Source organism: Methylomonas sp. LL1 (genome assembly GCF_015711015.1).
Classification (GTDB): domain Bacteria; phylum Pseudomonadota; class Gammaproteobacteria; order Methylococcales; family Methylomonadaceae; genus Methylomonas.
The window spans coordinates 4,269,566-4,291,314 of record NZ_CP064653.1 but is presented as its reverse complement, the minus strand read 5'-3'; the positions used below and the strand labels follow the sequence as shown (position 1 = coordinate 4,291,314).

Genomic DNA, 21,749 nt, shown 5'->3' with positions numbered 1-21,749 from the left:
CCATTATCCCTTATGCCGGAAATTTTTTTAGCTAGCCTGTTATTGGGCGTTTTTGCCGGCATCGCCGCCGGTTTGTTCGGCATCGGTGGTGGCGCCTTGATCGTGCCGGTGCTGGTCTGGCTGTTCCAGGCTCGCCAGTTCAATCCCGAGCAAATCATGCTGGTAGCCGTTGCCACCTCCCTGGCAACCGCGATTTTTACCTCGATTGCATCGGTACGCAGTCATCACAAACTGGGCAATACCGATTGGGGCAGAGCACGGCATTTAGCCCCCAGCATGTTAGTGGGAGCCGGTGGCGGCGCGGTGGTGGCCGAACAGTTCAGCGCCGAAATTCTGCGCTGGTTTTTCGTTGCCTATCTGCTTTATACCAGCGTGCAAATGGCAATACCCAGGCAAGCAAAAGCTTCAAACCATCCCACCAAACAATTCCTGGACTACCCGATGGGTTTGCTGATCGGTGTGCTATCGGCCATATTGGGCATAGGCGGCGGCACCATGACCGTGCCTTATCTGGTGAGCAATGGCCAGATCATGAAAAACGCCGTCGCCACCTCCAGCGCCTGCGCCATCCCTATCGCGCTATCGGCGGCGGCCAGCTACGCCTTATTGGGCTGGCGTGATAGCGTTTTACCCGCGGGTAGCCTTGGCTATGTCTATCTGCCTGCTTTTGCCGGCATTGTGCTAACCAGCATTTTTACCGCTCCATTAGGCGCCAAATTAGCCCACCGATTACCAGCCCAGCGCCTGAAGCGCTATTTCGCCATCGTGCTGTTGTTGATTGCTCTAAAAATGGCCTGGTAAGTCAGGGAACTTAAACCTTGCCGCATTGCTCGAACCAACGCTCGTCGCGGTTCGATTGCTTTGTTGCACGAAAAAAAACTTCATCGTATACTTCGGCGCAGCTTTCTTGATCAAGCTAGCTCACAACAACAAACCTCTGGAGGGTATTACACATGAAATGGGAAACACCAGCTTACAACGACATGCGTTTCGGTTTTGAAGTGACCATGTACATCTACAACCGTTAATTTTTACGGTTGACCACAAAAAGGGGCATTTTCATGCCCCTTTTTTTTGCCTGCGGTTTTTGAATCCCGTATCATTCGGCCCTTATTGAACAATCCTGAACAAACATGAAAATTAGAGTTCTTGGCGCCGGCGCCGGCGGCGGTTTTCCGCAATGGAATTGCAACTGTGATAACTGCCGACGCCTGCGTAACGGCCAACTCAACGGCAAAGCCCGCACCCAGTCGTCCATAGCAATCAGCACCGACGACCGCAACTGGCTACTGTTCAACACCTCGCCGGACATTCGCGCACAACTGGAAGCTTTTCCGGCTATTCAACCGAAAGAAGGCATCCGAGACACCGGCATCAAAGCCGTCCTGTTGATCGACAGCCAGATCGACCATACCACCGGCATGCTGATGCTGCGCGAAGGCAAACCTTTGAACGTGTATTGTACCGAGATGGTCAAGCAAGATTTGACCACAGGCTTTCCGCTTTTCAACATGTTGAAGGATTACTGCACCGTCAATCATCATCCGATAGTCTGCGACGAAACTCCGTTCGAGATTCCCGGCATTGACGACATCCGTATCTACGCCCATGCGTTGAAAAGCAAAGCGCCGCCCTATTCGCCGCACCGCCACGATCCGCACGACGGTGATAACATCGGCGTCATCGTCGAGCAAATTTCCACCGGTAAAAAGCTGTATTACTCGCCGGGCCTGGGCGAAATCGAACCGCATGTGATGGCGGCCATGTTGGCCGTTGATTGTATTTTGGTGGACGGCACCTTCTGGACCGACGACGAAATGTGCCAGAAAAATATCAGCCAGAAAAAAGCCCGCGAGATCGGTCATCTGCCGCAATCCGGCCCTGGCGGCATGATCGAAGTGCTGAATGGCGTGCCAAACGCGCGCAAGATTTTGATTCATATCAATAACACTAACCCAATTCTGGACGAAGATTCGCCGGAGCGTAAGATACTGGAGACGAACGGCATCGAAGTGTCTTACGATGGTTTGGAAATTGACTTATAAAGGTATCTCATGAGTGCTGACAATCAACCCTGGTCCCGCGACGAATTCGAAGCCAAGCTGCGCGGCATGGAAAAGTTCTACCACATTCATCATCCGATGCATGTGCTGATGAACGAAGGCAAGCTGACCAAACAGCAGCTACAAGGCTGGGTCGCTAATCGCTTCTATTATCAAGTGATGATTCCGATCAAGGACGCCAACATCATGGCCAATTGCCCCGATCGGGAAACCCGCGCAAAATGGGTACAACGCATCCTCGACCACGACGGTCATCCCGGCGATCCCGGCGGCATCGAGGCCTGGATACAGCTGGGCATCGCGGTCGGCATGACCCGCGATGAGATTACCTCGCTGGAACATGTATTGCCTGGCGTGCGTTTCGCCGTCGATGCCTACGTCAACTTCGCCCGCCGCGCCGAATGGCACGAAGCCGCCAGTTCCTCGCTGACGGAACTTTTCGCCCCCAAAATTCATCAACAGCGACTGGACAACTGGCCCGAGGTTTACCCCTGGGTAGAACAGGAAGGCTACATCTATTTCAAAAAACGCCTGACCGAAGCCCGCCGCGATGTCGAGCACGGCCTGCATCTGACACTGGACTGGTATAAAACCCGCGAACAACAGGAACGCATGGTGCAAATCCTGAAATTCAAGCTGGACGTGCTGTGGACCATGGCCGATGCGATGTATCTGGCTTATGTGGCCGACATGCCGCCGTATTTCAACATAGAACAATGATGCAAACCGCCGAACAACTTCGTTTTAGCGCTACCGACTTTTTGGCTTGGGAAGAGTCTCAAGCCGAGAAGCACGAATTTGTCGCCGGCGAAGTGTTTGCAATGGTCGGCGCGCGGCGTGAACACTTTGTCGTTTCGGGCAATATCTTTGCTGGGTTAAAACAACGCCTGCGAGGCACGCCTTGCCGGGCCTATATCGCCGACCTGAAATTGCGCGTCGAAGCCGCCGATGCATTTTTTTATCCAGACGTGATAGTGTCTTGTCATTCGGCTGACAACAAAGCCGAACAATACCTGACTCAACCCATCCTGATCGTCGAAGTTTTGTCCGACTCGACCGCAGCCTATGATAGGGGCAACAAGTTTGCGTATTATCGCTGCTTAGATTCTTTGCAAGAATATGTAATTGTCGACATCGATAGCCGTCGGGTGGAATGTTTCCGCCGCGCTACGGACAACGAATGGCTGCTGCACGATTATCATGGCGAAGACGATTGTAAATTCAACAGTCTAAGCATCAGTCTGCCGTTAGCAGAAGTTTTTGAAGATATTGGCTCTGTCTAACCCGAAATAGGTCAACATAACCACGGAACCCCATGACCATCAATCCTGACCAACCGATCCTTTTTTCGCCGCTACACCGTTTACAATGGGAAGAAGCGCAACAAAAATATGTAATCCTCTATCCCGAAGGCATGGTGGAATTGAATCAAAGCTCGGCGGAAATACTCAAACTCTGCGACGGCAGCAGGGCCCTGGATCAGATCGTCAGCGAACTGGAAGCAACCTTCGCCACCAGCGGTTTGGGCAACGACATCACCAATTTCTTGAATGTGGCACTGCAAAATGGCTGGATCAAACAAGCTTAATATCACCCCGCCGCGCTGGCTGCTGGCCGAGCTGAGCTACAAATGCCCGCTGCAATGCCCGTATTGCTCCAACCCCTTGGACTACGCCAAATACCCTGACGAACTCGGCACCGACGACTGGAAACGAGTTTTAAGCGAAGCGCGCAAAATGGGCGCCGTACAGCTGGGTTTTTCCGGTGGCGAACCGCTGACTCGGCAAGATTTGTCGGAACTGGTGCGCCACGCCCGCGAACTGGGCTACTACTCCAACTTGATCACCTCCGGCTATGGCCTAACGGAAGAAAAAATCATCGAACTGAAACAAGCCGGCCTCGACCACATTCAGGTCAGCATCCAGGCCAGCACTCAGGAACTCAACGATCACATCGCCGGCACCGCGACTTATCAGCATAAGCAGGACGTGGCAAAGCTAATCAAAAAACACGGTTACCCCATGGTGTTGTGCGTAGTGATCCATAGGGAAAATATTCACCAGATGCCGGAAATTTTGCAGATGGCCGAAAACCTCGGCGCCGACTATCTGGAACTGGCCAACACCCAATACTACGGCTGGGCGCATCTGAATCGCGATGCGTTGCTGCCGACCAAGGAACAATTCCAAGAAGCGGAAAAAATCGCCCAGGCCTACAAGGAAAAAGTCGCAGGCAAGATGAAGATTTACTACGTGGTACCGGATTTTTACGAAGATCGGCCGAAAGCCTGCATGAACGGCTGGGGCACCACATTTTTGACCATCGCCCCGGATGGCACCGCGCTACCCTGCCATTCCGCCCGCGAATTGCCCGGCCTGGATTGCCCGAACGTCAAGGATTTCAGCATCGAACAGATCTGGAACGAATCGAAAACCTTCAACTTCTTCCGTGGCACGGAATGGATGCAGGAACCTTGCCGCAGCTGCGACGAAAAAGGTAAGGACTTCGGCGGCTGCCGCTGTCAGGCGTTTTTGTTTAATGGCGACATGTACAGCACCGACCCCGTCTGCGACAAATCGCCGGAACGGCATAGGATAGACGAAGCAATAGCCTCAGCGCGTGACCGGGCTTTATCCGGCGCGGAAAAACCGTTGATATTCCGTAACAGCAAAAACTCCAAACAACGCTTTTGATCCGTTTGGATAGGCGGAACCGGCCAAATTAGGCTGACAAACACCACATCCTTGAAACACCGGATACGCCGTACCTATTACGATTGCGGCGATCCGGTTTTACCCAAACGTGTTCCCTAAACCTTAGGCATCTGCCGCAGCTTCTCGACCACTTTATCGCCGAATTCGACGGTGCTGATCATGGTCACTCCGCTGCCTGGTTTGGATAAGTCAGCGGTGGAGTAACCGTCGGCAAACACGCCCTGCATCGCCGCCCAAACGTTTTTGGCTTCCGCTTCCATGTCGAAGCTGTTTTCAAGCATCATCGCCACCGAACCAATCATCGAATAAGGATTGGCGATGTTTTTGCCGGCGATGTCCGGCGCCGAACCGTGCGATGGCTCGTAATAGGCTTTGTCGGGGCCGATGCAGGCCGAAGGCATCAAACCCAACGAGCCCAAGATACCGCCGCCTTGGTCGCTGAGAATGTCGCCAAACATGTTTTCCATCACCATCACGTCGAACTGGGTCGGTTTCAGGCACAGCGCGGTCGCGGCGGCATCGACCAGCATGTTGACCACTTGTACATCGGGATATTCCTTGGCGACTTCTTCCATCACCTCGTTCCACAATACGCTGGATTTAAGTACGTTGCTCTTATGGATGTTATGCAGCAATTTCCGGCGTTTGCTGGCCAGTTTAAAGGCTTGTTGCATGATTTGGTAAATTTGCGCCTCATCGTATTCCAGTGTTTCGCGGACATAGCGCAAACCAGCATCGTTGACACCCATTTCCTTCTCGCCGAAATACAAGCCGCCCACCAGTTCGCGGACAATCATTAAGTCGATACCTTCGCCGATGATTTCCGCTTTTAAAGGCGAAAAATGCGCCAGGGATTTTGGCAGCGAAACCGGACGGAAATTGGCGTAGGTATTGTAACGACGGCGTAACGGCAACAGCGCGCCACGTTCGGGCTGCTCGTCGATAGGAATGCGCTTGGAATCTTCGTGGCTCAAACCGATCGGACCTTTCAAAATTGCGTCGGCTTCGTCGCAAATGGCTTTGGTTTGATGTGGGAAAGCCGAGCCGGATTCGAAATATGCACAGGCACCAAATGCGGCCGGCAGCAATTCGAATGTCACATCGTTACGTTCTTCGATGACTTTCAGAACCTTGACGGCTTCCGCGGTGATTTCAGGGCCGATGCCGTCACCGGCCAGTATTGCGATTTTGTAGTGTTTCATGTTTACGCTGGTTATAGGTGGATTAGAAAGGGTAATTAAAACGGTTTGTTTGCGATTAACCTGTAGGGTCGAATTCATTCGACCTTCGATATAATTGAGTAGGGTACGCACCGCTTACCATTTTCGATCCCAACGGTAACGTTCGATGGTACGCGGTGCGTACCCTACGGTTAAATTGAATTCGAGGCCATTTCATGTAACTGGATGTTGATCAATTTGATCGTGGCCAAAATCCCGGCAAACACCTGGTTGACATGCACGCCACGGGTCTTGCGCAATTCGTTGCCGCAATCCCAGGTGATTACGCATTCGGTCAGCGCGCTGGTGTGGCCGCCCTTGGGGATGCGGACTTCATAATCGGCCAGGGTCGGCAAGGTGTAATCGTATTTTTCCAGCACCTTGCCCATCGCATTGATAAACGCGTCGAAACCGCCGCTGCCGGCACCGGTGGCCTGATGTTTTTCGCCCTTGACCTCGACGCGCAAACTCACGGTGGACGGCAAATCCAGGCCGCTGCTGATCGAGCAGGCCAGTAATTTGATGTGCTGATAACTCTTGCTCTCCAGCACGTCGGCGATGATGAAGGGGAGATCGTCGGTGGTGATGGTCTGCTTGGAATCGCCGATGCTGACGATGCGCGCCAGCACTTTCTTTTGATCTTCTTCCGACAGATTCAGCTCGAGCTGTTCCAGGTTTTTCTTCAGCGAGGCCTTGCCGCTCATCTTGCCCAGCGCATAACTGCGTATCCGCGAAAAGCGTTCCGGACCCAGCTTGGTTTTATACAAGCCGCCTTTTTGGTCGCCGTCGGCATGGATACCGGCGGTTTGCGTGAATACATCGGCGCCGACGATAGGGGCGTTGGCGGCAACGCGCTTGCCGGAGAAGTTTTCGACCATCTCGCTGATCCGCACCAAATGGCTCTCGTCCACGGACAATTCCATCGCCATTTTATCGCGCAGCACCACTGCCACTTCCGCTATGGAAGCATTGCCGGCGCGTTCGCCCAGGCAATTGATGGTGCAATGCACCGCGCTGACGCCAGCTCGCACCGCCGCCATCACGTTGGCCGTCGCCAGGCCGTAATCGTTATGCGGATGGAAATCGAATTGCAGGGCAGGGTAGCGCTGGCACATGTCACTGAAACTGGCATAAACCTCGTCCGGCGACATCACACCCAAGGTATCGGGCAACATGAAATGACCGATAGTGCTGTGTTGCAAGCGTTCCATCAAAGCATAGACATAATCGCGACTGTCTTGATAGCCGTTCGACCAGTCTTCCAGATAGACGTTGACCATCAAGCCTTGTTCGTGGGCGTAAGCGATGGTTTGCAAGACATCGGCGCTATGTTGATCCAGCGTCTTGCCAAGTTGCTCTCGGCAGTGTTTCTCGCTGCCCTTGGCCAGTAGGTTGATCACCTTGCCACCGGTGGACTTGATCCAATCGACGCTACGGGTATGATCGACAAAGCCCAGCACTTCGACACGCTCGGCAAAGCCTTCGTGCCGAGCCCATTGGTTGATCAGGCTGACGGCTTCCTTCTCGCCTTCCGAAACCCGCGCCGATGCCACTTCGATACGATCCACGCGCAAATTTTGCAGCAAGGCCTTGGCGATGCTGACTTTTTCCATCGGCGTAAATGCCACGCCCTGGGTCTGTTCGCCGTCACGTAGCGTGGTGTCCATAAGTTGGATGTGTTTTGAATTGGTAGGCATGTTTGTCGCTTTTTCTCGATGTGCCCTGTAAATCGTATCAGGCTATATTAAGGCCGTAGGCTGGGTAGAGCGGCAGTTAAACCCAGCGATTAGCTATTTTATGCTGGGTTTCATTGCATTCAACCCAGACCACGGTCGCTATGGCGTTATTCAGTTTATTTCGATTGCCCATTTATTCCACAACCCCACTACCCTTATAACCATTAATCCAAATATCCCCAAAATACCACATAACAAATAAAGCCACCCATCAGACATAAAATGCAGCATGCCGTTATGCAGTGTAAATGGAAAAAAGGGTTGCACATCCGAGTGCATAATGCTGTCTAAAAATACATGTGAGAATGTACCAATAAATGCGCCTGTAGCAGATGCAAGCCAAGAAATATTCGAATTAACTTGTAACCAACGGAGATATTTATAATTTAGCAAAGCATTCCATCCCCTGAACAAACATTGGAACAGAGCTTTACCTGCGAATAATGAAAACAAACCAATTATAAATGCGCCTATATAGGTGTGCGTCACACCGTGCAGAACGCTATCGTGCCGTAAAATTCGAATTAACGGTTCAATATCAATGATTATCTGAGCAAATCCAAAGACGGTCAAACTAAAGTAGCCTCCTGTAATGGCTTTTATCGCCGCGCCCGGACCCATGTGAAATGGTGTAAAAGGCATGTTTTCTATTCGACTAATGTTTTTTTAAGCCCACAACCACGGAAAATCCCGCTTATGCCCCTACTCAAACTAATCTATCTTATCAATATGCTTCAAGGTCAAGCCGATGTCGTCCAGGCCGCTAGAAGATTGCCTTTGCGAAACTGGTCTATCTCGAAGCTTAAGCCGTTGCCCGCCGGCGTGTACACCTGTTGAGTTTCCAGATCGACGGTAAATCGCACGCCTTCGTTGGCGGCGATTTCGGCCATCAATTTGTCCAGCTGATCTTTCTCGATTTTAATCGCCAGGATGCCGTTTTTGAAGCAGTTGTTATAGAAAATATCGGCATAACTGGTGGAGATGATGGTGTTGAAACCATAATCGGCAATCGCCCAGGGCGCGTGTTCGCGCGACGAGCCGCAGCCGCAGCCGAAGTTGTCGCCGACCACCAGGATTTTCGCGCCCTTGAAGGCTGGTTTATTCAGCTCGAATTCGGCATTGTCGCTGCCGTCGTCGTTAAAACGCCAGTCGTGAAACAGCTGTTGGCCAAAGCCGCTGCGCTCGGCTTTTTTCAAAAACTGCTTGGGGATGATCTGGTCGGTATCGACGTTGCCGCGGTTCATTAATGCCGCAACGCTTTCGTGTTTTCGTCCGGTTCCATAATATTTGTTCCGATCAATTCTTTACAGGTTGCGAATATCGACTATGAAAAATCCGCAATAATTGGTCAATTCAAACAGAGCTTCAAAACGAATCTTTATAGAATTGCCAACTAATCAAGCGGATTAGCAGCAGTTGACATTAACAGCAAAAGGCGCTGACAAGAAGTGGAAAAAAGCAATGGCTGATCTACTGCGCATCCCCATAACAAAAAAGGCCTAGATATTTCTACCTAAGCCTTTGATTTATATGGAGCTGGTGATGGGACTCGAACCCGCGACCGGCTGATTACAAATCAGCTGCTCTACCAACTGAGCTACACCAGCTAAATTTTTACGTTGTTAACCTTGAGTGGCTCTATCGACTAATTCGACATATGCCATAGGCGCGTCATCTCCGGACCTAAAGCCGCACTTGATGATTCTCAAATAACCGCCTTGTCTTTCTTTATAACGTGGACCAAGTTCATTGAAAAGCTTGGTTACAACTTCTCTATCGCCTAATCTTGAAAAGGCTTGACGTCTTTTTGCGACAGAATCTTCTTTGGATAAAGTAATTAAAGGCTCTGCCAGCATACGTAATTCCTTGGCTTTCGGCAAAGTTGTTTTAATCAACTCATGCTTAAACAAAGAGCAGGCCATATTACCAAATAATGCCTTTCTATGGCTACTATTTTTATTTAATTGTCTTCCAGATTTACGGTGTCTCATTTCAATTATGCCTTATTATTAAATACCGATTTGGGATTGATCAACCAAATTTTCTGGCGGCCAATTTTCAAGCCTCATTCCCAAGGACAAGCCTTTGATTGCCAATATATCTTTTATCTCGGTTAATGATTTTTTTCCTAAGTTTGGAGTCCGTAACAGCTCTACTTCGGTACGCTGAATTAAATCTCCAATATAAAAAATGTTTTCCGCTTTTAGACAATTAGCGGAACGCACAGTTAATTCAAGATCGTCAACAGGCCTCAAAAGAATAGGATCAAAGGCCTCTTCTTCAACCACGCTTTCCTCAGGCATTTGTTCTTTGACTTTTTCGAAATCGACAAATACTGACAACTGATCATGCAGGATAGATGCGGCTAATTTTATAACTTGTTCAGGATCAACGGTACCGTTAGTCTCTAACTCGATTACCAACTTATCAAGATTGGTTCGCTGTTCAACACGGGTTGATTCAACATGGTAAGCCACTTTAACGATAGGGCTAAATGCGGCATCGACCATCAAAACCCCAACAGGAGTATCATCTTGCTGCTCTTTTCGGACCGCCGCAGGAATATATCCTCTACCCCGCTCTATCTTAATTTTAATGTCAAGCTGCTTATCTTGAGTAAGGTTAGCAATAACTAATTCGGGATTAATTATATCTACCAGATTGGTTGTCTCAATATCACCGGCTGTTACACTACCAATGGAGGACTTGGACAAAGTCAATGTGACTTCATCTTTCCCATGCAACACTACTGAAAGCTTTTTTAGATTCAGTAATATGTCAATAACATCTTCCTGGACACCCTCAATAGTGGTGTATTCATGAAGTACACCGGCTATGGAGACTTCAGTAACAGCACAACCTGGAATTGAGGAAAGCATTACACGCCGAAGCGCATTACCAAGAGAATGGCCATAGCCACGCTCGAGCGGCTCAATTACGATTCTGGAGTGGTTTGGCGTTTCACTAACTACTTCAACTAATTTAGGCCTTAACAAACCTGCTATGGAACTCTGCATACTTTTAATCCAGAAGAATTATTTAGAATAGAGCTCAACAACCAACTGCTCATTAATCTCAGACCCAAGATCAACACGATCGGGAAGTGATTTGAAAATACCATTCATATCTTTAGCACTAACTTCGACCCACTGCGGAAAACCGTACTGCTCCGCAACGACAAGCGCTTCTTTAACTCGTTGTTGATTTTTGGATTTCTCACGAATGCTAATAGTATCGCCAGCACTTACTTGATAAGAAGGGATATTGATTGAGACACCGTTTACGTGAATTGCTTTATGAGAAACCAATTGCCTAGCTTCGGCTCTAGTGGAGGCAAAACCCATACGATAAACAACGTTATCTAATCTAGACTCCAATAAGTTGAGCAAATTTTGACCGGTTGCACCTTTTTGCAGATCCGCAGCTTTATAGTAATTTCTGAATTGCTTCTCTAAAACACCATAGATTCTGCGCAATCTTTGTTTTGCTCTAAGCTGAAGAGCGTAGTCCGAACTTCTCGTGCGCTTTGCACCATGCTGACCTGGTCTTTGATCCAGCTTACACTTGCCGTCTAGCGCCTTACCTCTACCCTTAAGAAATAAGTCCGTGCCTTCTCTTCGACTTAACTTACAAACAGGTCCTATATATCTTGCCATTTCTTATTACTCCAAAACCTTAAACGCGACGTTTTTTAGGGGGGCGACAACCATTGTGCGGAATTGGGGTCACATCAACAATGTTTGAAATTTTAAAGCCTAAATTGTTTAATGAGCGTACAGCCGACTCTCGTCCTGGGCCTGGACCTTTGATCATTACGTCGAGATTTTTCATTCCATATTCTTGCGCGACTAACCCTGCTTTTTCGGCAGCAACCTGCGCAGCAAAAGGCGTGCTTTTTCTAGAGCCTCTAAAACCGGATCCACCGGAAGTAGCCCAGGATAGCGCGTTACCTTTTCTATCAGTGATCGTTACAATGGTATTATTGAAAGATGCATGCACATGAACTATTCCATCTGCCACTTCTTTTTTAATGCGTTTTTTTACACGGTTTTGGGTTGCCATTAACTTGCCTATTTAAAACTTTATTTAGTAACTGGTTTCCGAGGCCCTTTGCGGGTCCTTGCATTAGTTCTGGTACGCTGACCTCTGAGCGGAAGTCCGCGTCTATGCCTAATACCTCGATAGCAACCAAGATCCATCAACCGCTTAATATTCATGGAAACCTCGCGACGCAAGTCACCCTCAACCGTCATTGTTGAGATAACCTTACGGATAGATTCCACTTGATCTTCAGTCAAATCTTTGATTTTTACGGTAGTTTGTATGCCAACCTTAGCGCAGATAACCTTAGCTGTCTGCCTTCCAATTCCGTATATAGCAGTCAATGCAATTTCTGCATGCTTATGATCAGCTACGTTAATACCGGCTATACGAGCCATCCAGATACTCCTAAATTTTGATTCTTAAGTTAATCGAGAATTATAACATCTTTATTTAAAAAAACAAAATTAACCCTGGCGCTGTTTGTGCCGGCCATCTTTGCAGATAACCCGAACTACACCACTTCTTTTAATAACTTTGCAATTTTTACAAATTGGTTTAATTGATGCACGTACTTTCACGGCAAACTCCTAATATTTTGATTAATTTCTTTTGAGATTAGCCTTTCTCATCAGGCCTTCATATTGCTGAGACATCAAATGAGTCTGCATCTGAGAAATAAAGTCCATGACAACAACGACGATAATAAGCAACGAAGTACCACCAAAAGAAAACGGAACGTTCCAATAGACGATCAAGAACTCTGGCAGCAAACAAATTAGCGTTATATAGATTGCCCCAATTAGCGTCAAGCGAGTCATGACCTTATCAATATACGCAGTAGTTTGGATACCCGGTCTAATGCCCGGCAAATATGCACCTGACTTCTTTAGGTTTTCGGCGGTTTCTTTGGAATTAAATACCAAAGCAGTATAAAAAAAGCAGAAGAAAATGATGGCTAGGGCATAAAACATAACGTAAACAGGCTGCCCGGGAGAAAGAACAGTAGAAACATCCTGAAGCCAAGTGAAACCGTCTAAATTACCAAACCAACCCGCGATCGTCGCGGGAAACAAGATAATACTTGAGGCGAAAATTGGTGGAATGACTCCAGCCATATTCAGCTTCAAAGGCAGAAACGAAGTTTGCCCAGCATAAACCTTGTTACCTTGCTGCCGTTTTGGATAGTTGATAGTGATGCGACGCTGCGCACGCTCAACAAAAACCACTATGCCGGTAACGATAATCGAAATTGCGAAAAGCAAGACAATAAAAGCCCCATTCATTTCGCCTGTTCTGGCCAGCTCCAGGGTACCACCAATTGCGGAAGGTAATCCTGAAACGATACCCGCGAAAATAATTAGGGAAATACCATTTCCAATACCGCGCTCGGTAACCTGCTCACCCAACCACATCAAGAACATGGTACCGGTAACCAGTGTTAAGGTGGTTACGACAACAAAAGCCAAGCCTGGATTGATAACAACTGACATTCCACCGGCAGTCTGATTCTGCAGGGCAATTGAAATACCTATGGACTGAAACATGGCTAGAACAACTGTTGCATATCGGGTGTACTGCGTAATCTTGCGCCTTCCAGACTCACCCTCTTTCTTCATCTGCTCCATTGCAGGAATAACAATGGTCATTAACTGCATAATGATTGATGCAGAGATGTAGGGCATAATGCCAAGCGCGAAAATACTCAGCCTCATCAATGCGCCGCCAGAGAACATATTAAACATGTCCAATATTGAACCCGATTGTTGCGCAAACATTGCAGACAATGCTCCTGGATCAATTCCTGGAACCGGAATATGCGCCCCAACGCGGTACACAACGAATGCACCGAGCACGAACAATAGCCTAGCCTTTAGCTCTCCGAACTGAAATTTTCCAGCCGAAACATCATACCCTTTAGTACTCACTTAAGCCTCAACTTTTCCGCCAGCAGCTTCGATTAGTTCACGAGCGCCCGCAGTTACTAATATGCCTTTTAATGAAACTGCCTTTGATATTGAACCGGATTTAATTAACTTAACTTTTTTCGAAAAAGCCGGAACTATATTATTTTCAATCAATACCTGTAAGTCGATTTCATTCGCTGCAATTGAATCTAATTCGTTCAAGCGAACTTCCGCAGTATATTTTTTGATTCTTGAGGTAAATCCAACTTTTGGCAACCGTCTTTGAAGCGGCATCTGACCACCCTCAAAACCTACCTTATGATAACCGCCGCTACGTGCTTTTTGACCTTTATGGCCCCTACCACAGGTTTTACCATCGGTTGAACCGATACCGCGCCCGACTCTTTTAGCTTTTTTTCTCGAACCGCACGCCGACTCAATAGTATTCAGGTACATTAAACTTCCTCGACTTTTAGCATATAAGCTATTTTATTTATCATCCCGCGATTTTCAGGTGTATCGATAACCTGAACAGTTTGCCGGATTTTATGCAACCCCAAACCTTTCAAACACTCTTGATGATTTTTTAAACGACCGTTTTTACTCTTGGTCATCATTACACTTAATTTTTTGGCTGCCATGATAATTATCCTGTTATTTGATCAACAGACAAACCGCGTTTAGCCGCGATTTGTTTAGCATCATGCATAGAAGTCAGGCCATTAATTGTCGCTCTGACAACATTGATCGGATTACTAGTACCAATGCACTTTGCTAATACATTATGAACGCCAACGACTTCAAAAACAGCCCTCATGGCGCCGCCCGCAATGATACCGGTACCTTCGGAGGCTGGTTGCATATAAACCTTGGCCGCGCCGGTGTTCGACATAATCGAGTATTGCAAGGTACCTTCTTTTAGAGCAACCTTTCTCATATTCTTTCTAGCTTGCTCAAGGGATTTTTGTATGGCTACCGGCACTTCTCGTGCCTTGGATACGCCATAACCTACCCGGCCTTCGCCATCACCCACCACTGTGAGCGCGGCAAAACCGAATACTCTACCACCTTTTACAACTTTTGCCACCCGTCTTACAGAAACGAGCTTCTCCTGTAATCCATCAGTACTGCCTTGCGCTGGTGCTGTTGCCATAATAATTCCCCTAGAACTTTAAGCCGGCTTCACGTGCAGCATCAGCCAATGCTTTTACACGACCATGATATTTAAAACCTGAACGATCAAAGGCCACCTGTGTTACACCGGCGGCAATCGCTTTCTCGGCAACTTTTTTACCAACTTCCATTGCAGCACTGATGTTGCTAGTATTTTTAACAGCACCTTTAATATCGGCTTGAACCGTAGAGGCGGCGGCAAGTGTTACCTTTCCATCAACACTCAAAACCTGAGCATAAATATGTTGTGACGTTCTGTGAATGGTTAGTCTGTTTACTTCGAGCTTGTTTATTTTGCAACGCAATTTCAAAGCTCTTTTTAATCTGGCTGACTTCTTATCCATTATTTTACCTATTTCTTCTTGGCTTCTTTACGAGCAACGTATTCATCCGCAATTCTAACCCCTTTGCCTTTATACGGCTCAGGCGGTCTAAATGATCTAATCTCCGAGGCTACTTGACCGACTTTTTGCTTATCGCTGCCTTTAACCAGCAACTCAGTTTGTGTCGGCAACTCTACCGTAACCCCTTCCGGGACGATATATTCGACTGGATTTGAATAACCAAGCGCAAGCGTTAAAAGATTGTCTTTAACCTGAGCCCTGTAACCAACACCGACCAAAAGCATCTTTTTTACAAAACCTTCGGATACCCCAATAACCATGTTATTGATCGACGCTCTTGCAGTTCCGGCAAATGCCTTGGCATTTTTAGTACCTTCATTCCACTTAATCTTAATTAAGCCCGGCTCAATATCCAGCTCAACAGCCTCATGAAGACCGAAAGTTAATTCACCTAATTTGCCTTTGACCCGCATTGTGTTGCCATCCAGATTTACATCCACACCTGCTGGTACGGTGATAGGAGCATTTGCTACTCTTGACATGATATCTCCTTAAACTAGCAAACAGTGCAAATCACTTCGCCGCCATGCCCAATAGCACGCGCGGCTCGATCTGTCATGACACCATTAGAGGTGGATACAATAGCTATACCCAAACCACCCAACACCTTAGGCAATTCATCCTTGGATTTATAAATTCTTAGGCCAGGACGACTAATACGCTTTACGTTTTCAATAACCGGCACACCATTGAAATATTTCAAATCAATGGTCATTTCGATATGGCTACCGCTAGTTTCTGTTTTATAGTCAGAAATATAACCTTCCTCTTTTAAAACTTTGGCTATTGCTAGTTTTAATTTTGACGAAGGCATTTTTACACTTTTTTTACCTGCAGACTGACCGTTTCTTATTCTGGTCAACATATCTGCAATTGGATCTGTCATACTCATTTAATCTCTCCAAAAACGTAAGGGCACAGAATTACCAGCTAGCCTTAGTTACACCTGGCACATCACCACGCATAGTAGCTTCTCTCAATTTGTTACGACTGAGGCCGAATTTTCTGTAGTAGCCGTGTGGTCGACCAGTCAGATTACAACGATTGCGCAATCTGGATTTACTGGAATCTCTCGGCAATTTCTGCAGTTGGAGTTGAGCATTTTCTTTATCTTCAAAAGAGGCATTAGGCGATCTAATTAACTCTTTTAAAGAGTCTCTTTTGGCTTGATGTTTTTTTATTAACTTTGCACGTTTAACTTCGCGTGCAATCATTGATTTCTTTGCCATTGTCTGCGCCCTTAGTTTTTGAATGGAAAATTGAATTGCTTCAACAATGCTAAACCTTCTTCATCGGTTTTCGCGGTTGTTGTGATACAAATATCCATGCCACGAAGAGCGTCAATTTTGTCGTAGTCAATTTCAGGAAAGATAATTTGTTCTTTTATACCCAAAGTGTAATTACCACGGCCATCAAAACTTTTGGTATTCATGCCTCTAAAATCACGAATACGCGGAATTGCAATGGTTATCAATCTGTCGAAGAATTCATACATTTTGGCGCCACGTAAAGTGACTTTACAGCCAATCGGCATATCGTCACGAATTTTGAAACCCGCGATCGATTTTCTAGCCAATGTAACAACTGCTTTTTGCCCGGATATTTTTTCCATATCCGCAACTGCTGATTGCAATATTTTCTTATCCGCAATTGCTTCACCAACCCCCATATTCAGGGTTATTTTGGTCAACTTGGGAACTTGCATAATTGATTTATAACCAAATTGTTCCCGCATGGCTTGAACAATTTCACTTTTATATTTTGCTTCTAATCTAGCCATAGCCATATTACCTTATAGACCAACAACATCATTAGTTGATTTAAAAAATCTGACTTTTTTTCCATCTTCCAGAATTCTAAACCCAACACGATCTGCTTTTTTAGTCTTAGGATTGAATAAAGCCACGTTAGAAATATCGATAGGCATATCTTTATCTACTATTCCACCAGAAACACCCAAATTCGGATTGCCTCTTTGGTGTTTTTTAACAGTATTAATCCCTTCTACCAATATCTTCTTTTCGTTTATTATCTTGATAACCTTCCCTAGTTTACCTTTATCTTTCCCTACGATGACGATTACTTCATCGCCTTGTTTAATCTTTTGCATTCTGGCACCTAATATTTAAAGAACTTCAGGAGCAAGAGAGATAATTTTCATAAATTTATCCCCTCTTAATTCTCTTGTGACCGGCCCAAATATACGGGTACCAATTGGCTGAAGTTGGTTATTTAAAATAACTGCAGCATTGCCATCAAAACGTATCACAGAGCCATCCGCTCTACGAACTCCCTTACGAGTTCTGACAACCAGGGCATTATAGACATCGCCTTTTTTTACCCTAGTGCGAGGCATAGCATCCTTGACACTGACTTTAATAATATCGCCTATACCGGCATAGCGTCTGTGCGAGCCACCCAATACTTTGATACACATGACCTTTTTTGCACCGCTATTGTCGGCGACGTCAAGGCTAGTTTGCATCTGAATCATTTTAAATTCCCAACTAAATTCTAATTAATTACTTGTTAGAAGCTTCTAACACTTCCACTAATTTAAATGTCTTGTTTTTTGACAAAGGTCTGCAAGAAGCAATTGAGACAATATCGCCTTCCTGGCATTGATTGTTCTCATCATGGACCAAGAACTTTGTCGAGCGTTTAACGTATTTTCCGTACACAGGATGTTTTACCAAACGCTCAACCAACACTGAAGCTGTTTTGTCCATCTTGTTACTAACTACGCGCCCCGTCACTGTCCGGATTTTTTCTACTTTGTCACTCATTTTTAGACTCTCGCCATTTCAGTTAAAACAGTATTGATACGAGCTATATCGCGTCTGACCTGCTTTACTTGGCTTGACCTGACCAGCTGACCAGCGCCTTTTTGCATCCTCAAATTGAATTGCTCACGTGTCAGTTCCAAAAGATTGGTCATCAACTCATCTTTTGACTTGTTTCTTAATTCTGTCGCTTTCATTACATTATTGTCCGTGCGGAAAATGTTGTCTTGACCGGAAGTTTTGCCGCCGCCAGCTCAAACGCTTCACGCGCAAGCTCTTCAGACACACCTTCTATCTCAAATAACATTGTTCCGGGTTTAATTTGAGCAACCCAGTATTCTACACTACCTTTACCTTTACCCATACGAACTTCTAATGGTTTTTTAGTAATAGGTTTGTCCGGGAAAACCCTAATCCAGATTTTTCCGCCCCGTTTTACGTGACGACTGATTGCCCGACGAGCCGCCTCGATTTGACGGGCCGTCATTCTACCACGGCTAATAGACTTTAATCCATACTCACCAAAACTAACCGACGAACCCCGAAGGGCTGTACCGTTATTTCTACCGGTATGTTGTTTTCTAAATTTTGTTCTTTTCGGCTGAAGCATATTCTTATTCCTTCAACTATTTTTTAGAATCAGAGTTCAATGAAGCTGTATGAGCATCCATATTGAAGACTTCACCTTTGAAGATCCAGACTTTAATACCGATGATACCGTAGGTGGTTTTCGCTTCAGCCGTGCCGTAATCGATATCGGCACGCAGTGTGTGCAGTGGAACGCGCCCTTCTCTATACCATTCGGTACGCGCGATTTCGGCTCCGTTCAAACGTCCCGCAACAGTAATTTTGATACCTTCAGCACCCAGTCTCATGGTGTTCGTAACAGCCCTTTTCATTGCCCTACGGTACATAATGCGTTTTTCTAACTGTTGCGCAATACTTTCGGCTACCAAATATGCATCTAACTCAGGCTTCCGGATTTCTTCAACGTTCAGCTGAACAGGCACTCCCATCATTTTGGAGATGTCTTGCCTCAAAACGTCTATATCCTCCCCTTTCTTACCAATGACAATACCAGGACGAGCGGTATGCACGGTAATATTCGCATTATTTGCAGGCCTATTGATTTGAACCCTGCTGACAGAAGCATGCGCTAATTTCTTCTTGATGTATTCGCGAACTTTCAGATCTTGTAACAGAAGAACAGGGTAATTCTGGCTATTTGCATACCATCTTGAAGTCCAATCTTTAACAATCCCGAGACGTATGCCCGTGGGATGAACCTTTTGACCCATTTTCTACCTCTATTAGCTTTCTGCTACTTTAATTGTTATGTGACAAGTTCTTTTCAGAATGTGATTAGCACGTCCTTTAGCCCTTGCACTGATCCTTTTCAAAGTTCTTCCTTCGTTAACAAAAACAGTGGATACTTTTAATTCGTCAACGTCCGCGCTTTCGTTATGCTCTGCATTGGCAATAGCTGATTCTAGAACTTTCTTGATGATGGCGGCTGCTTTCTTTGAACTAAAGTTCAATATATTCAACGCCTTTTCAACTGGTAAACCACGTATTTGATCACCCACTAATCTGGCTTTTTGCGCAGATAATGGAGCATTACTTAATTTAGCTGAAACTTCCACTTTAGCTCCTATCTTGATTTTTTATCTACAATATGGCCTTTATAAGTTCTTGTCGGTGAAAACTCACCCAACTTATGACCAACCATGTTTTCCGAGATCAAAACAGGAACATGCTGCTTGCCATTGTGCACAGCTATGGTCAGACCCAGCATATCAGGACTAATCATGGATCTTCTTGACCAAGTTTTAATCGGTTTCCGATTATTTGTTCTCACTGCTTCTTCAACTTTTTTCAGCAGATGATGATCAATAAATGGACCTTTTTTAATTGAACGCGGCACGTTTGCTACCTCTTATTTTTGCTTACGGCGTCTAACAATCATATTGCTAGTACGTTTATTTTTGCGAGTTTTATAACCTTTTGCAGGTGTACCCCAAGGAGAAACAGGATGTCTACCACCCGATGTTCTACCCTCGCCACCACCATGAGGATGGTCAACAGGATTCATCGCCACACCACGAACGGTTGGACGAACACCTCTCCATCGTTTAGCGCCCGCTTTACCTAGTGAAATCAGGTTATGCTCGGAGTTTGACACTTCGCCAACCACCCCTTTGCAATCCGACATTACTTTACGCATTTCACCGGAACGCAAACGAATGGTTACATAAGCACCGTCTTTTGCAACTAACTGTACCGAGGTTCCGGCACTCCTTGCAATCTGGGCACCTTTGCCAGGCTTAAGTTCAACACAGTGTATGGTCGTACCCAGTGGCATGTTGCGCAAAGGCATGCAGTTACCTGGCTTAACTTGTGTTGTCTCAGCACTTAATATTTCTTGACCTACTTCAATACCCTTTGGTGCGATGATGTATTTTCGTTCACCATCTTTGTACAACACCAGTGCGATATTAGCGGTTCTGTTAGGGTCGTATTCGAGCCTTTCCACTACCGCTGGTATATTGGTTTTATTGCGTTTAAAGTCAATGATGCGGTAGAACTGCTTATGTCCTCCACCAACATGCCGAGTTGTAATTCGGCCCATATTGTTACGACCACCAGATTTACTCTTTTTTTCTAGTAGCTGTGCAAATGGCTTACCCTTATGCAAATCATCATTTTGTACACGCACTACAAACCGAGAACCTGGAGAGGTCGGTTTTGATTTTAGAATAGCCATGCTTTTCTACCGCTCCTATTGATCTTTATACTTAAGCTGTTGCTAATTCGATGTTTTGTCCGGACTGTAACTTGACGTAAGCCTTTTTCCAATCCGATCTCTTGCCCAATGAACGCCCAAAGCGTTTAACTTTGCCTTTAACATTCAGGACACGTACTGTCTCAACCTTTACACCAAACATCAATTCAACCGCGTTTTTAATTTGTAACTTAGTGGCAGTCTTTGCCACTTTAAACACGAACTGATTGCTTTTATCCGCAACGTTAGAGCTTTTTTCCGACACGATCGGCGCGGTCAAAATGCTCGCTAATTTTATCTGTTGAATACTCATGCCAATCGCTCCTCAATCTGCTTTAATGCTGCCGTTGTTGCAATTACCTTATCAGCGGAGACCAAAGAAACAGGGTCAACACTCGTTGGGGTAACAACCGCAATATACGGTAAATTGCGTGCAGCCAGGATCAAGTTTTCATTCAACTCTTCAACCACCACCAAAAGGCGTTTTGCATCGATTTGTTTAATCTTTGCAACAAAATCTTTTGTTCTAGGGCTTGCTGGGATTATGTCATCACAAATTGCAATTCTGTCTTGTCTAAGCAGTTCCGAAAAGATGGAACGGATGCCGACTTTGTACATTTTTTTATTCAACTTTTGATCGAAAGATCTAGGCTGAGCAGCGAATGCGACACCACCAGTTCTCCAGATTGGACTTCTAGTTGTACCAGCGCGCGCGCGACCGGTGCCTTTTTGTCTAAATGGCTTAGCGCCGCCACCACTAACCGCCGCACGATTTTTTTGTGCTTTTGTACCCGCCCTTGCGGTTGCCATATATTTCACAACCAACTGATGGACTAAAGTTTCGTTGAAATCCTGGCCAAAAACTGATTCAGAAACACTCAGCGCGGCACCTTGATTACTGATTGCAGGTATTTGCAAACTCATGA

General features: G+C 46.2%; 36 protein-coding genes, 1 tRNA gene and 1 pseudogene. 7 read left to right on the top strand and 31 right to left on the bottom strand.

Features of this window, described 5'->3' with window-relative positions:
- The first annotated feature begins 12 nt into the window (after positions 1-12).
- The 7 genes from IVG45_RS20165 (at position 13) to pqqE (ending at position 4,756) form a co-directional block, all read left to right on the top strand.
- Entirely contained in the window at positions 13-801 is a 789-nt protein-coding gene (locus IVG45_RS20165) for a sulfite exporter TauE/SafE family protein (RefSeq protein WP_196435537.1), read from the top strand.
- 152 nt (positions 802-953) lie between these two features.
- Positions 954-1,028 (top strand): pyrroloquinoline quinone precursor peptide PqqA, encoded by a 75-nt coding sequence (gene pqqA, locus IVG45_RS20160; protein ID WP_054760176.1) that lies wholly within the window; start codon positions 954-956, stop codon positions 1,026-1,028.
- A 105-nt stretch (positions 1,029-1,133) separates the two neighbouring features.
- Complete coding sequence (gene pqqB, locus IVG45_RS20155) at positions 1,134-2,045, top strand: pyrroloquinoline quinone biosynthesis protein PqqB (protein ID WP_196435536.1); 912 nt, start codon at positions 1,134-1,136, stop codon at positions 2,043-2,045.
- A 9-nt stretch (positions 2,046-2,054) separates the two neighbouring features.
- Positions 2,055-2,783 carry a pyrroloquinoline-quinone synthase PqqC gene (gene pqqC, locus IVG45_RS20150; protein ID WP_196435535.1) on the top strand — a complete coding sequence of 243 codons (729 nt, stop codon included), beginning with the start codon at positions 2,055-2,057 and terminating at the stop codon, positions 2,781-2,783.
- A complete protein-coding gene (locus IVG45_RS20145; RefSeq protein WP_230874671.1) occupies positions 2,780-3,346 on the top strand; it encodes a Uma2 family endonuclease in 567 nt (188 codons plus the stop codon). The genes pqqC and IVG45_RS20145 overlap by 4 nt, the downstream gene beginning before the upstream one ends.
- 32 nt (positions 3,347-3,378) lie before the next feature.
- Positions 3,379-3,651 carry a pyrroloquinoline quinone biosynthesis peptide chaperone PqqD gene (gene pqqD, locus IVG45_RS20140; RefSeq protein ID WP_196435534.1) on the top strand — a complete coding sequence of 91 codons (273 nt, stop codon included), beginning with the start codon at positions 3,379-3,381 and terminating at the stop codon, positions 3,649-3,651.
- On the top strand, positions 3,629-4,756 hold the full coding sequence (pqqE, locus tag IVG45_RS20135; protein ID WP_196435533.1) for a pyrroloquinoline quinone biosynthesis protein PqqE: 1,128 nt from the start codon (positions 3,629-3,631) through the stop codon (positions 4,754-4,756). The genes pqqD and pqqE overlap by 23 nt, the downstream gene beginning before the upstream one ends.
- 116 nt (positions 4,757-4,872) lie before the next feature.
- Here pqqE and leuB read toward each other — a convergent pair whose 3' ends face one another.
- The 31 genes and pseudogenes from leuB to rplD all read right to left on the bottom strand — a co-directional run bounded on the left by leuB (position 4,873) and on the right by rplD (position 21,747).
- Complete coding sequence (gene leuB / locus IVG45_RS20130) at positions 4,873-5,979, bottom strand: 3-isopropylmalate dehydrogenase (RefSeq protein WP_196435532.1); 1,107 nt, start codon at positions 5,977-5,979, stop codon at positions 4,873-4,875.
- Between the two features lie 170 nt (positions 5,980-6,149).
- Positions 6,150-7,694 carry an alpha-isopropylmalate synthase regulatory domain-containing protein gene (locus IVG45_RS20125; RefSeq protein ID WP_196435531.1) on the bottom strand — a complete coding sequence of 515 codons (1,545 nt, stop codon included), beginning with the start codon at positions 7,692-7,694 and terminating at the stop codon, positions 6,150-6,152.
- A 150-nt stretch (positions 7,695-7,844) separates the two neighbouring features.
- Positions 7,845-8,375, bottom strand: a complete 531-nt coding sequence (locus tag IVG45_RS20120; RefSeq protein WP_196435530.1) for a DUF4184 family protein — start codon at positions 8,373-8,375, stop codon at positions 7,845-7,847.
- A 69-nt stretch (positions 8,376-8,444) separates the two neighbouring features.
- Positions 8,445-8,977, bottom strand: a pseudogene (leuD, locus tag IVG45_RS20115) (3-isopropylmalate dehydratase small subunit).
- A gap of 287 nt (positions 8,978-9,264) precedes the next feature.
- Positions 9,265-9,340: transfer RNA gene (locus tag IVG45_RS20110), tRNA-Thr, on the bottom strand.
- 15 nt (positions 9,341-9,355) lie between these two features.
- Positions 9,356-9,724 carry a 50S ribosomal protein L17 gene (rplQ, locus tag IVG45_RS20105; RefSeq protein WP_196435529.1) on the bottom strand — a complete coding sequence of 123 codons (369 nt, stop codon included), beginning with the start codon at positions 9,722-9,724 and terminating at the stop codon, positions 9,356-9,358.
- 18 nt (positions 9,725-9,742) lie between these two features.
- On the bottom strand, positions 9,743-10,750 hold the full coding sequence (locus tag IVG45_RS20100) for a DNA-directed RNA polymerase subunit alpha (protein ID WP_196435528.1): 1,008 nt from the start codon (positions 10,748-10,750) through the stop codon (positions 9,743-9,745).
- 18 nt (positions 10,751-10,768) lie between these two features.
- Positions 10,769-11,389: a 30S ribosomal protein S4 gene (gene rpsD, locus IVG45_RS20095; protein WP_196435527.1), complete on the bottom strand. Its 621-nt coding sequence runs from the start codon at positions 11,387-11,389 to the stop codon at positions 10,769-10,771.
- 19 nt (positions 11,390-11,408) lie between these two features.
- Entirely contained in the window at positions 11,409-11,795 is a 387-nt protein-coding gene (rpsK, locus tag IVG45_RS20090) for a 30S ribosomal protein S11 (protein ID WP_196435526.1), read from the bottom strand.
- Between the two features lie 20 nt (positions 11,796-11,815).
- Positions 11,816-12,172, bottom strand: coding sequence for a 30S ribosomal protein S13 (gene rpsM, locus IVG45_RS20085; RefSeq protein ID WP_196435525.1), 357 nt, complete (start codon positions 12,170-12,172; stop codon positions 11,816-11,818).
- A 69-nt stretch (positions 12,173-12,241) separates the two neighbouring features.
- Positions 12,242-12,355 carry a 50S ribosomal protein L36 gene (rpmJ, locus tag IVG45_RS20080; RefSeq protein ID WP_196435524.1) on the bottom strand — a complete coding sequence of 38 codons (114 nt, stop codon included), beginning with the start codon at positions 12,353-12,355 and terminating at the stop codon, positions 12,242-12,244.
- Between the two features lie 21 nt (positions 12,356-12,376).
- On the bottom strand, positions 12,377-13,702 hold the full coding sequence (secY, locus tag IVG45_RS20075) for a preprotein translocase subunit SecY (protein ID WP_196435523.1): 1,326 nt from the start codon (positions 13,700-13,702) through the stop codon (positions 12,377-12,379).
- Positions 13,703-14,137 carry a 50S ribosomal protein L15 gene (gene rplO, locus IVG45_RS20070; protein WP_196435522.1) on the bottom strand — a complete coding sequence of 145 codons (435 nt, stop codon included), beginning with the start codon at positions 14,135-14,137 and terminating at the stop codon, positions 13,703-13,705. It abuts the gene before it with no gap.
- Positions 14,137-14,322, bottom strand: coding sequence for a 50S ribosomal protein L30 (rpmD, locus tag IVG45_RS20065; protein ID WP_196435521.1), 186 nt, complete (start codon positions 14,320-14,322; stop codon positions 14,137-14,139). The genes rplO and rpmD overlap by 1 nt, the downstream gene beginning before the upstream one ends.
- Positions 14,323-14,327: 5 nt before the next feature.
- The gene (rpsE, locus tag IVG45_RS20060) at positions 14,328-14,834 is read right to left on the bottom strand and encodes a 30S ribosomal protein S5 (protein WP_196435520.1); all 507 of its coding nucleotides are present in this window, start codon (positions 14,832-14,834) and stop codon (positions 14,328-14,330) included.
- 10 nt (positions 14,835-14,844) lie between these two features.
- Entirely contained in the window at positions 14,845-15,198 is a 354-nt protein-coding gene (rplR, locus tag IVG45_RS20055; protein ID WP_196435519.1) for a 50S ribosomal protein L18, read from the bottom strand.
- A gap of 8 nt (positions 15,199-15,206) precedes the next feature.
- Positions 15,207-15,740, bottom strand: a complete 534-nt coding sequence (gene rplF / locus IVG45_RS20050; protein ID WP_196435518.1) for a 50S ribosomal protein L6 — start codon at positions 15,738-15,740, stop codon at positions 15,207-15,209.
- Between the two features lie 14 nt (positions 15,741-15,754).
- Positions 15,755-16,150, bottom strand: coding sequence for a 30S ribosomal protein S8 (gene rpsH / locus IVG45_RS20045; protein ID WP_196435517.1), 396 nt, complete (start codon positions 16,148-16,150; stop codon positions 15,755-15,757).
- Between the two features lie 31 nt (positions 16,151-16,181).
- Complete coding sequence (gene rpsN, locus IVG45_RS20040) at positions 16,182-16,487, bottom strand: 30S ribosomal protein S14 (RefSeq protein WP_196435516.1); 306 nt, start codon at positions 16,485-16,487, stop codon at positions 16,182-16,184.
- A gap of 11 nt (positions 16,488-16,498) precedes the next feature.
- Positions 16,499-17,038, bottom strand: a complete 540-nt coding sequence (gene rplE, locus IVG45_RS20035) for a 50S ribosomal protein L5 (protein ID WP_196435515.1) — start codon at positions 17,036-17,038, stop codon at positions 16,499-16,501.
- Between the two features lie 12 nt (positions 17,039-17,050).
- Positions 17,051-17,368, bottom strand: coding sequence for a 50S ribosomal protein L24 (rplX, locus tag IVG45_RS20030; protein WP_196435514.1), 318 nt, complete (start codon positions 17,366-17,368; stop codon positions 17,051-17,053).
- Positions 17,369-17,383: 15 nt separating this feature from the next.
- On the bottom strand, positions 17,384-17,752 hold the full coding sequence (gene rplN / locus IVG45_RS20025; RefSeq protein WP_013820378.1) for a 50S ribosomal protein L14: 369 nt from the start codon (positions 17,750-17,752) through the stop codon (positions 17,384-17,386).
- Between the two features lie 28 nt (positions 17,753-17,780).
- Entirely contained in the window at positions 17,781-18,044 is a 264-nt protein-coding gene (rpsQ, locus tag IVG45_RS20020; RefSeq protein ID WP_196435513.1) for a 30S ribosomal protein S17, read from the bottom strand.
- A 2-nt stretch (positions 18,045-18,046) separates the two neighbouring features.
- Entirely contained in the window at positions 18,047-18,238 is a 192-nt protein-coding gene (gene rpmC / locus IVG45_RS20015; protein WP_196435512.1) for a 50S ribosomal protein L29, read from the bottom strand.
- Positions 18,238-18,651: a 50S ribosomal protein L16 gene (rplP, locus tag IVG45_RS20010; protein WP_196435511.1), complete on the bottom strand. Its 414-nt coding sequence runs from the start codon at positions 18,649-18,651 to the stop codon at positions 18,238-18,240. Before rplP ends, rpmC begins: the two co-directional genes overlap by 1 nt.
- Before the next feature lie 16 nt (positions 18,652-18,667).
- Positions 18,668-19,339: a 30S ribosomal protein S3 gene (gene rpsC, locus IVG45_RS20005; RefSeq protein ID WP_196435510.1), complete on the bottom strand. Its 672-nt coding sequence runs from the start codon at positions 19,337-19,339 to the stop codon at positions 18,668-18,670.
- A 12-nt stretch (positions 19,340-19,351) separates the two neighbouring features.
- Positions 19,352-19,684, bottom strand: coding sequence for a 50S ribosomal protein L22 (gene rplV, locus IVG45_RS20000; RefSeq protein ID WP_196435509.1), 333 nt, complete (start codon positions 19,682-19,684; stop codon positions 19,352-19,354).
- Positions 19,685-19,692: 8 nt separating this feature from the next.
- Entirely contained in the window at positions 19,693-19,965 is a 273-nt protein-coding gene (gene rpsS / locus IVG45_RS19995; protein ID WP_196435508.1) for a 30S ribosomal protein S19, read from the bottom strand.
- Between the two features lie 12 nt (positions 19,966-19,977).
- Positions 19,978-20,805: a 50S ribosomal protein L2 gene (gene rplB / locus IVG45_RS19990; RefSeq protein ID WP_196435507.1), complete on the bottom strand. Its 828-nt coding sequence runs from the start codon at positions 20,803-20,805 to the stop codon at positions 19,978-19,980.
- Positions 20,806-20,836: 31 nt separating this feature from the next.
- A complete protein-coding gene (gene rplW, locus IVG45_RS19985; protein ID WP_196438103.1) occupies positions 20,837-21,130 on the bottom strand; it encodes a 50S ribosomal protein L23 in 294 nt (97 codons plus the stop codon).
- A gap of 2 nt (positions 21,131-21,132) precedes the next feature.
- Complete coding sequence (gene rplD, locus IVG45_RS19980; RefSeq protein ID WP_196435506.1) at positions 21,133-21,747, bottom strand: 50S ribosomal protein L4; 615 nt, start codon at positions 21,745-21,747, stop codon at positions 21,133-21,135.
- Positions 21,748-21,749 lie beyond the last annotated feature (2 nt).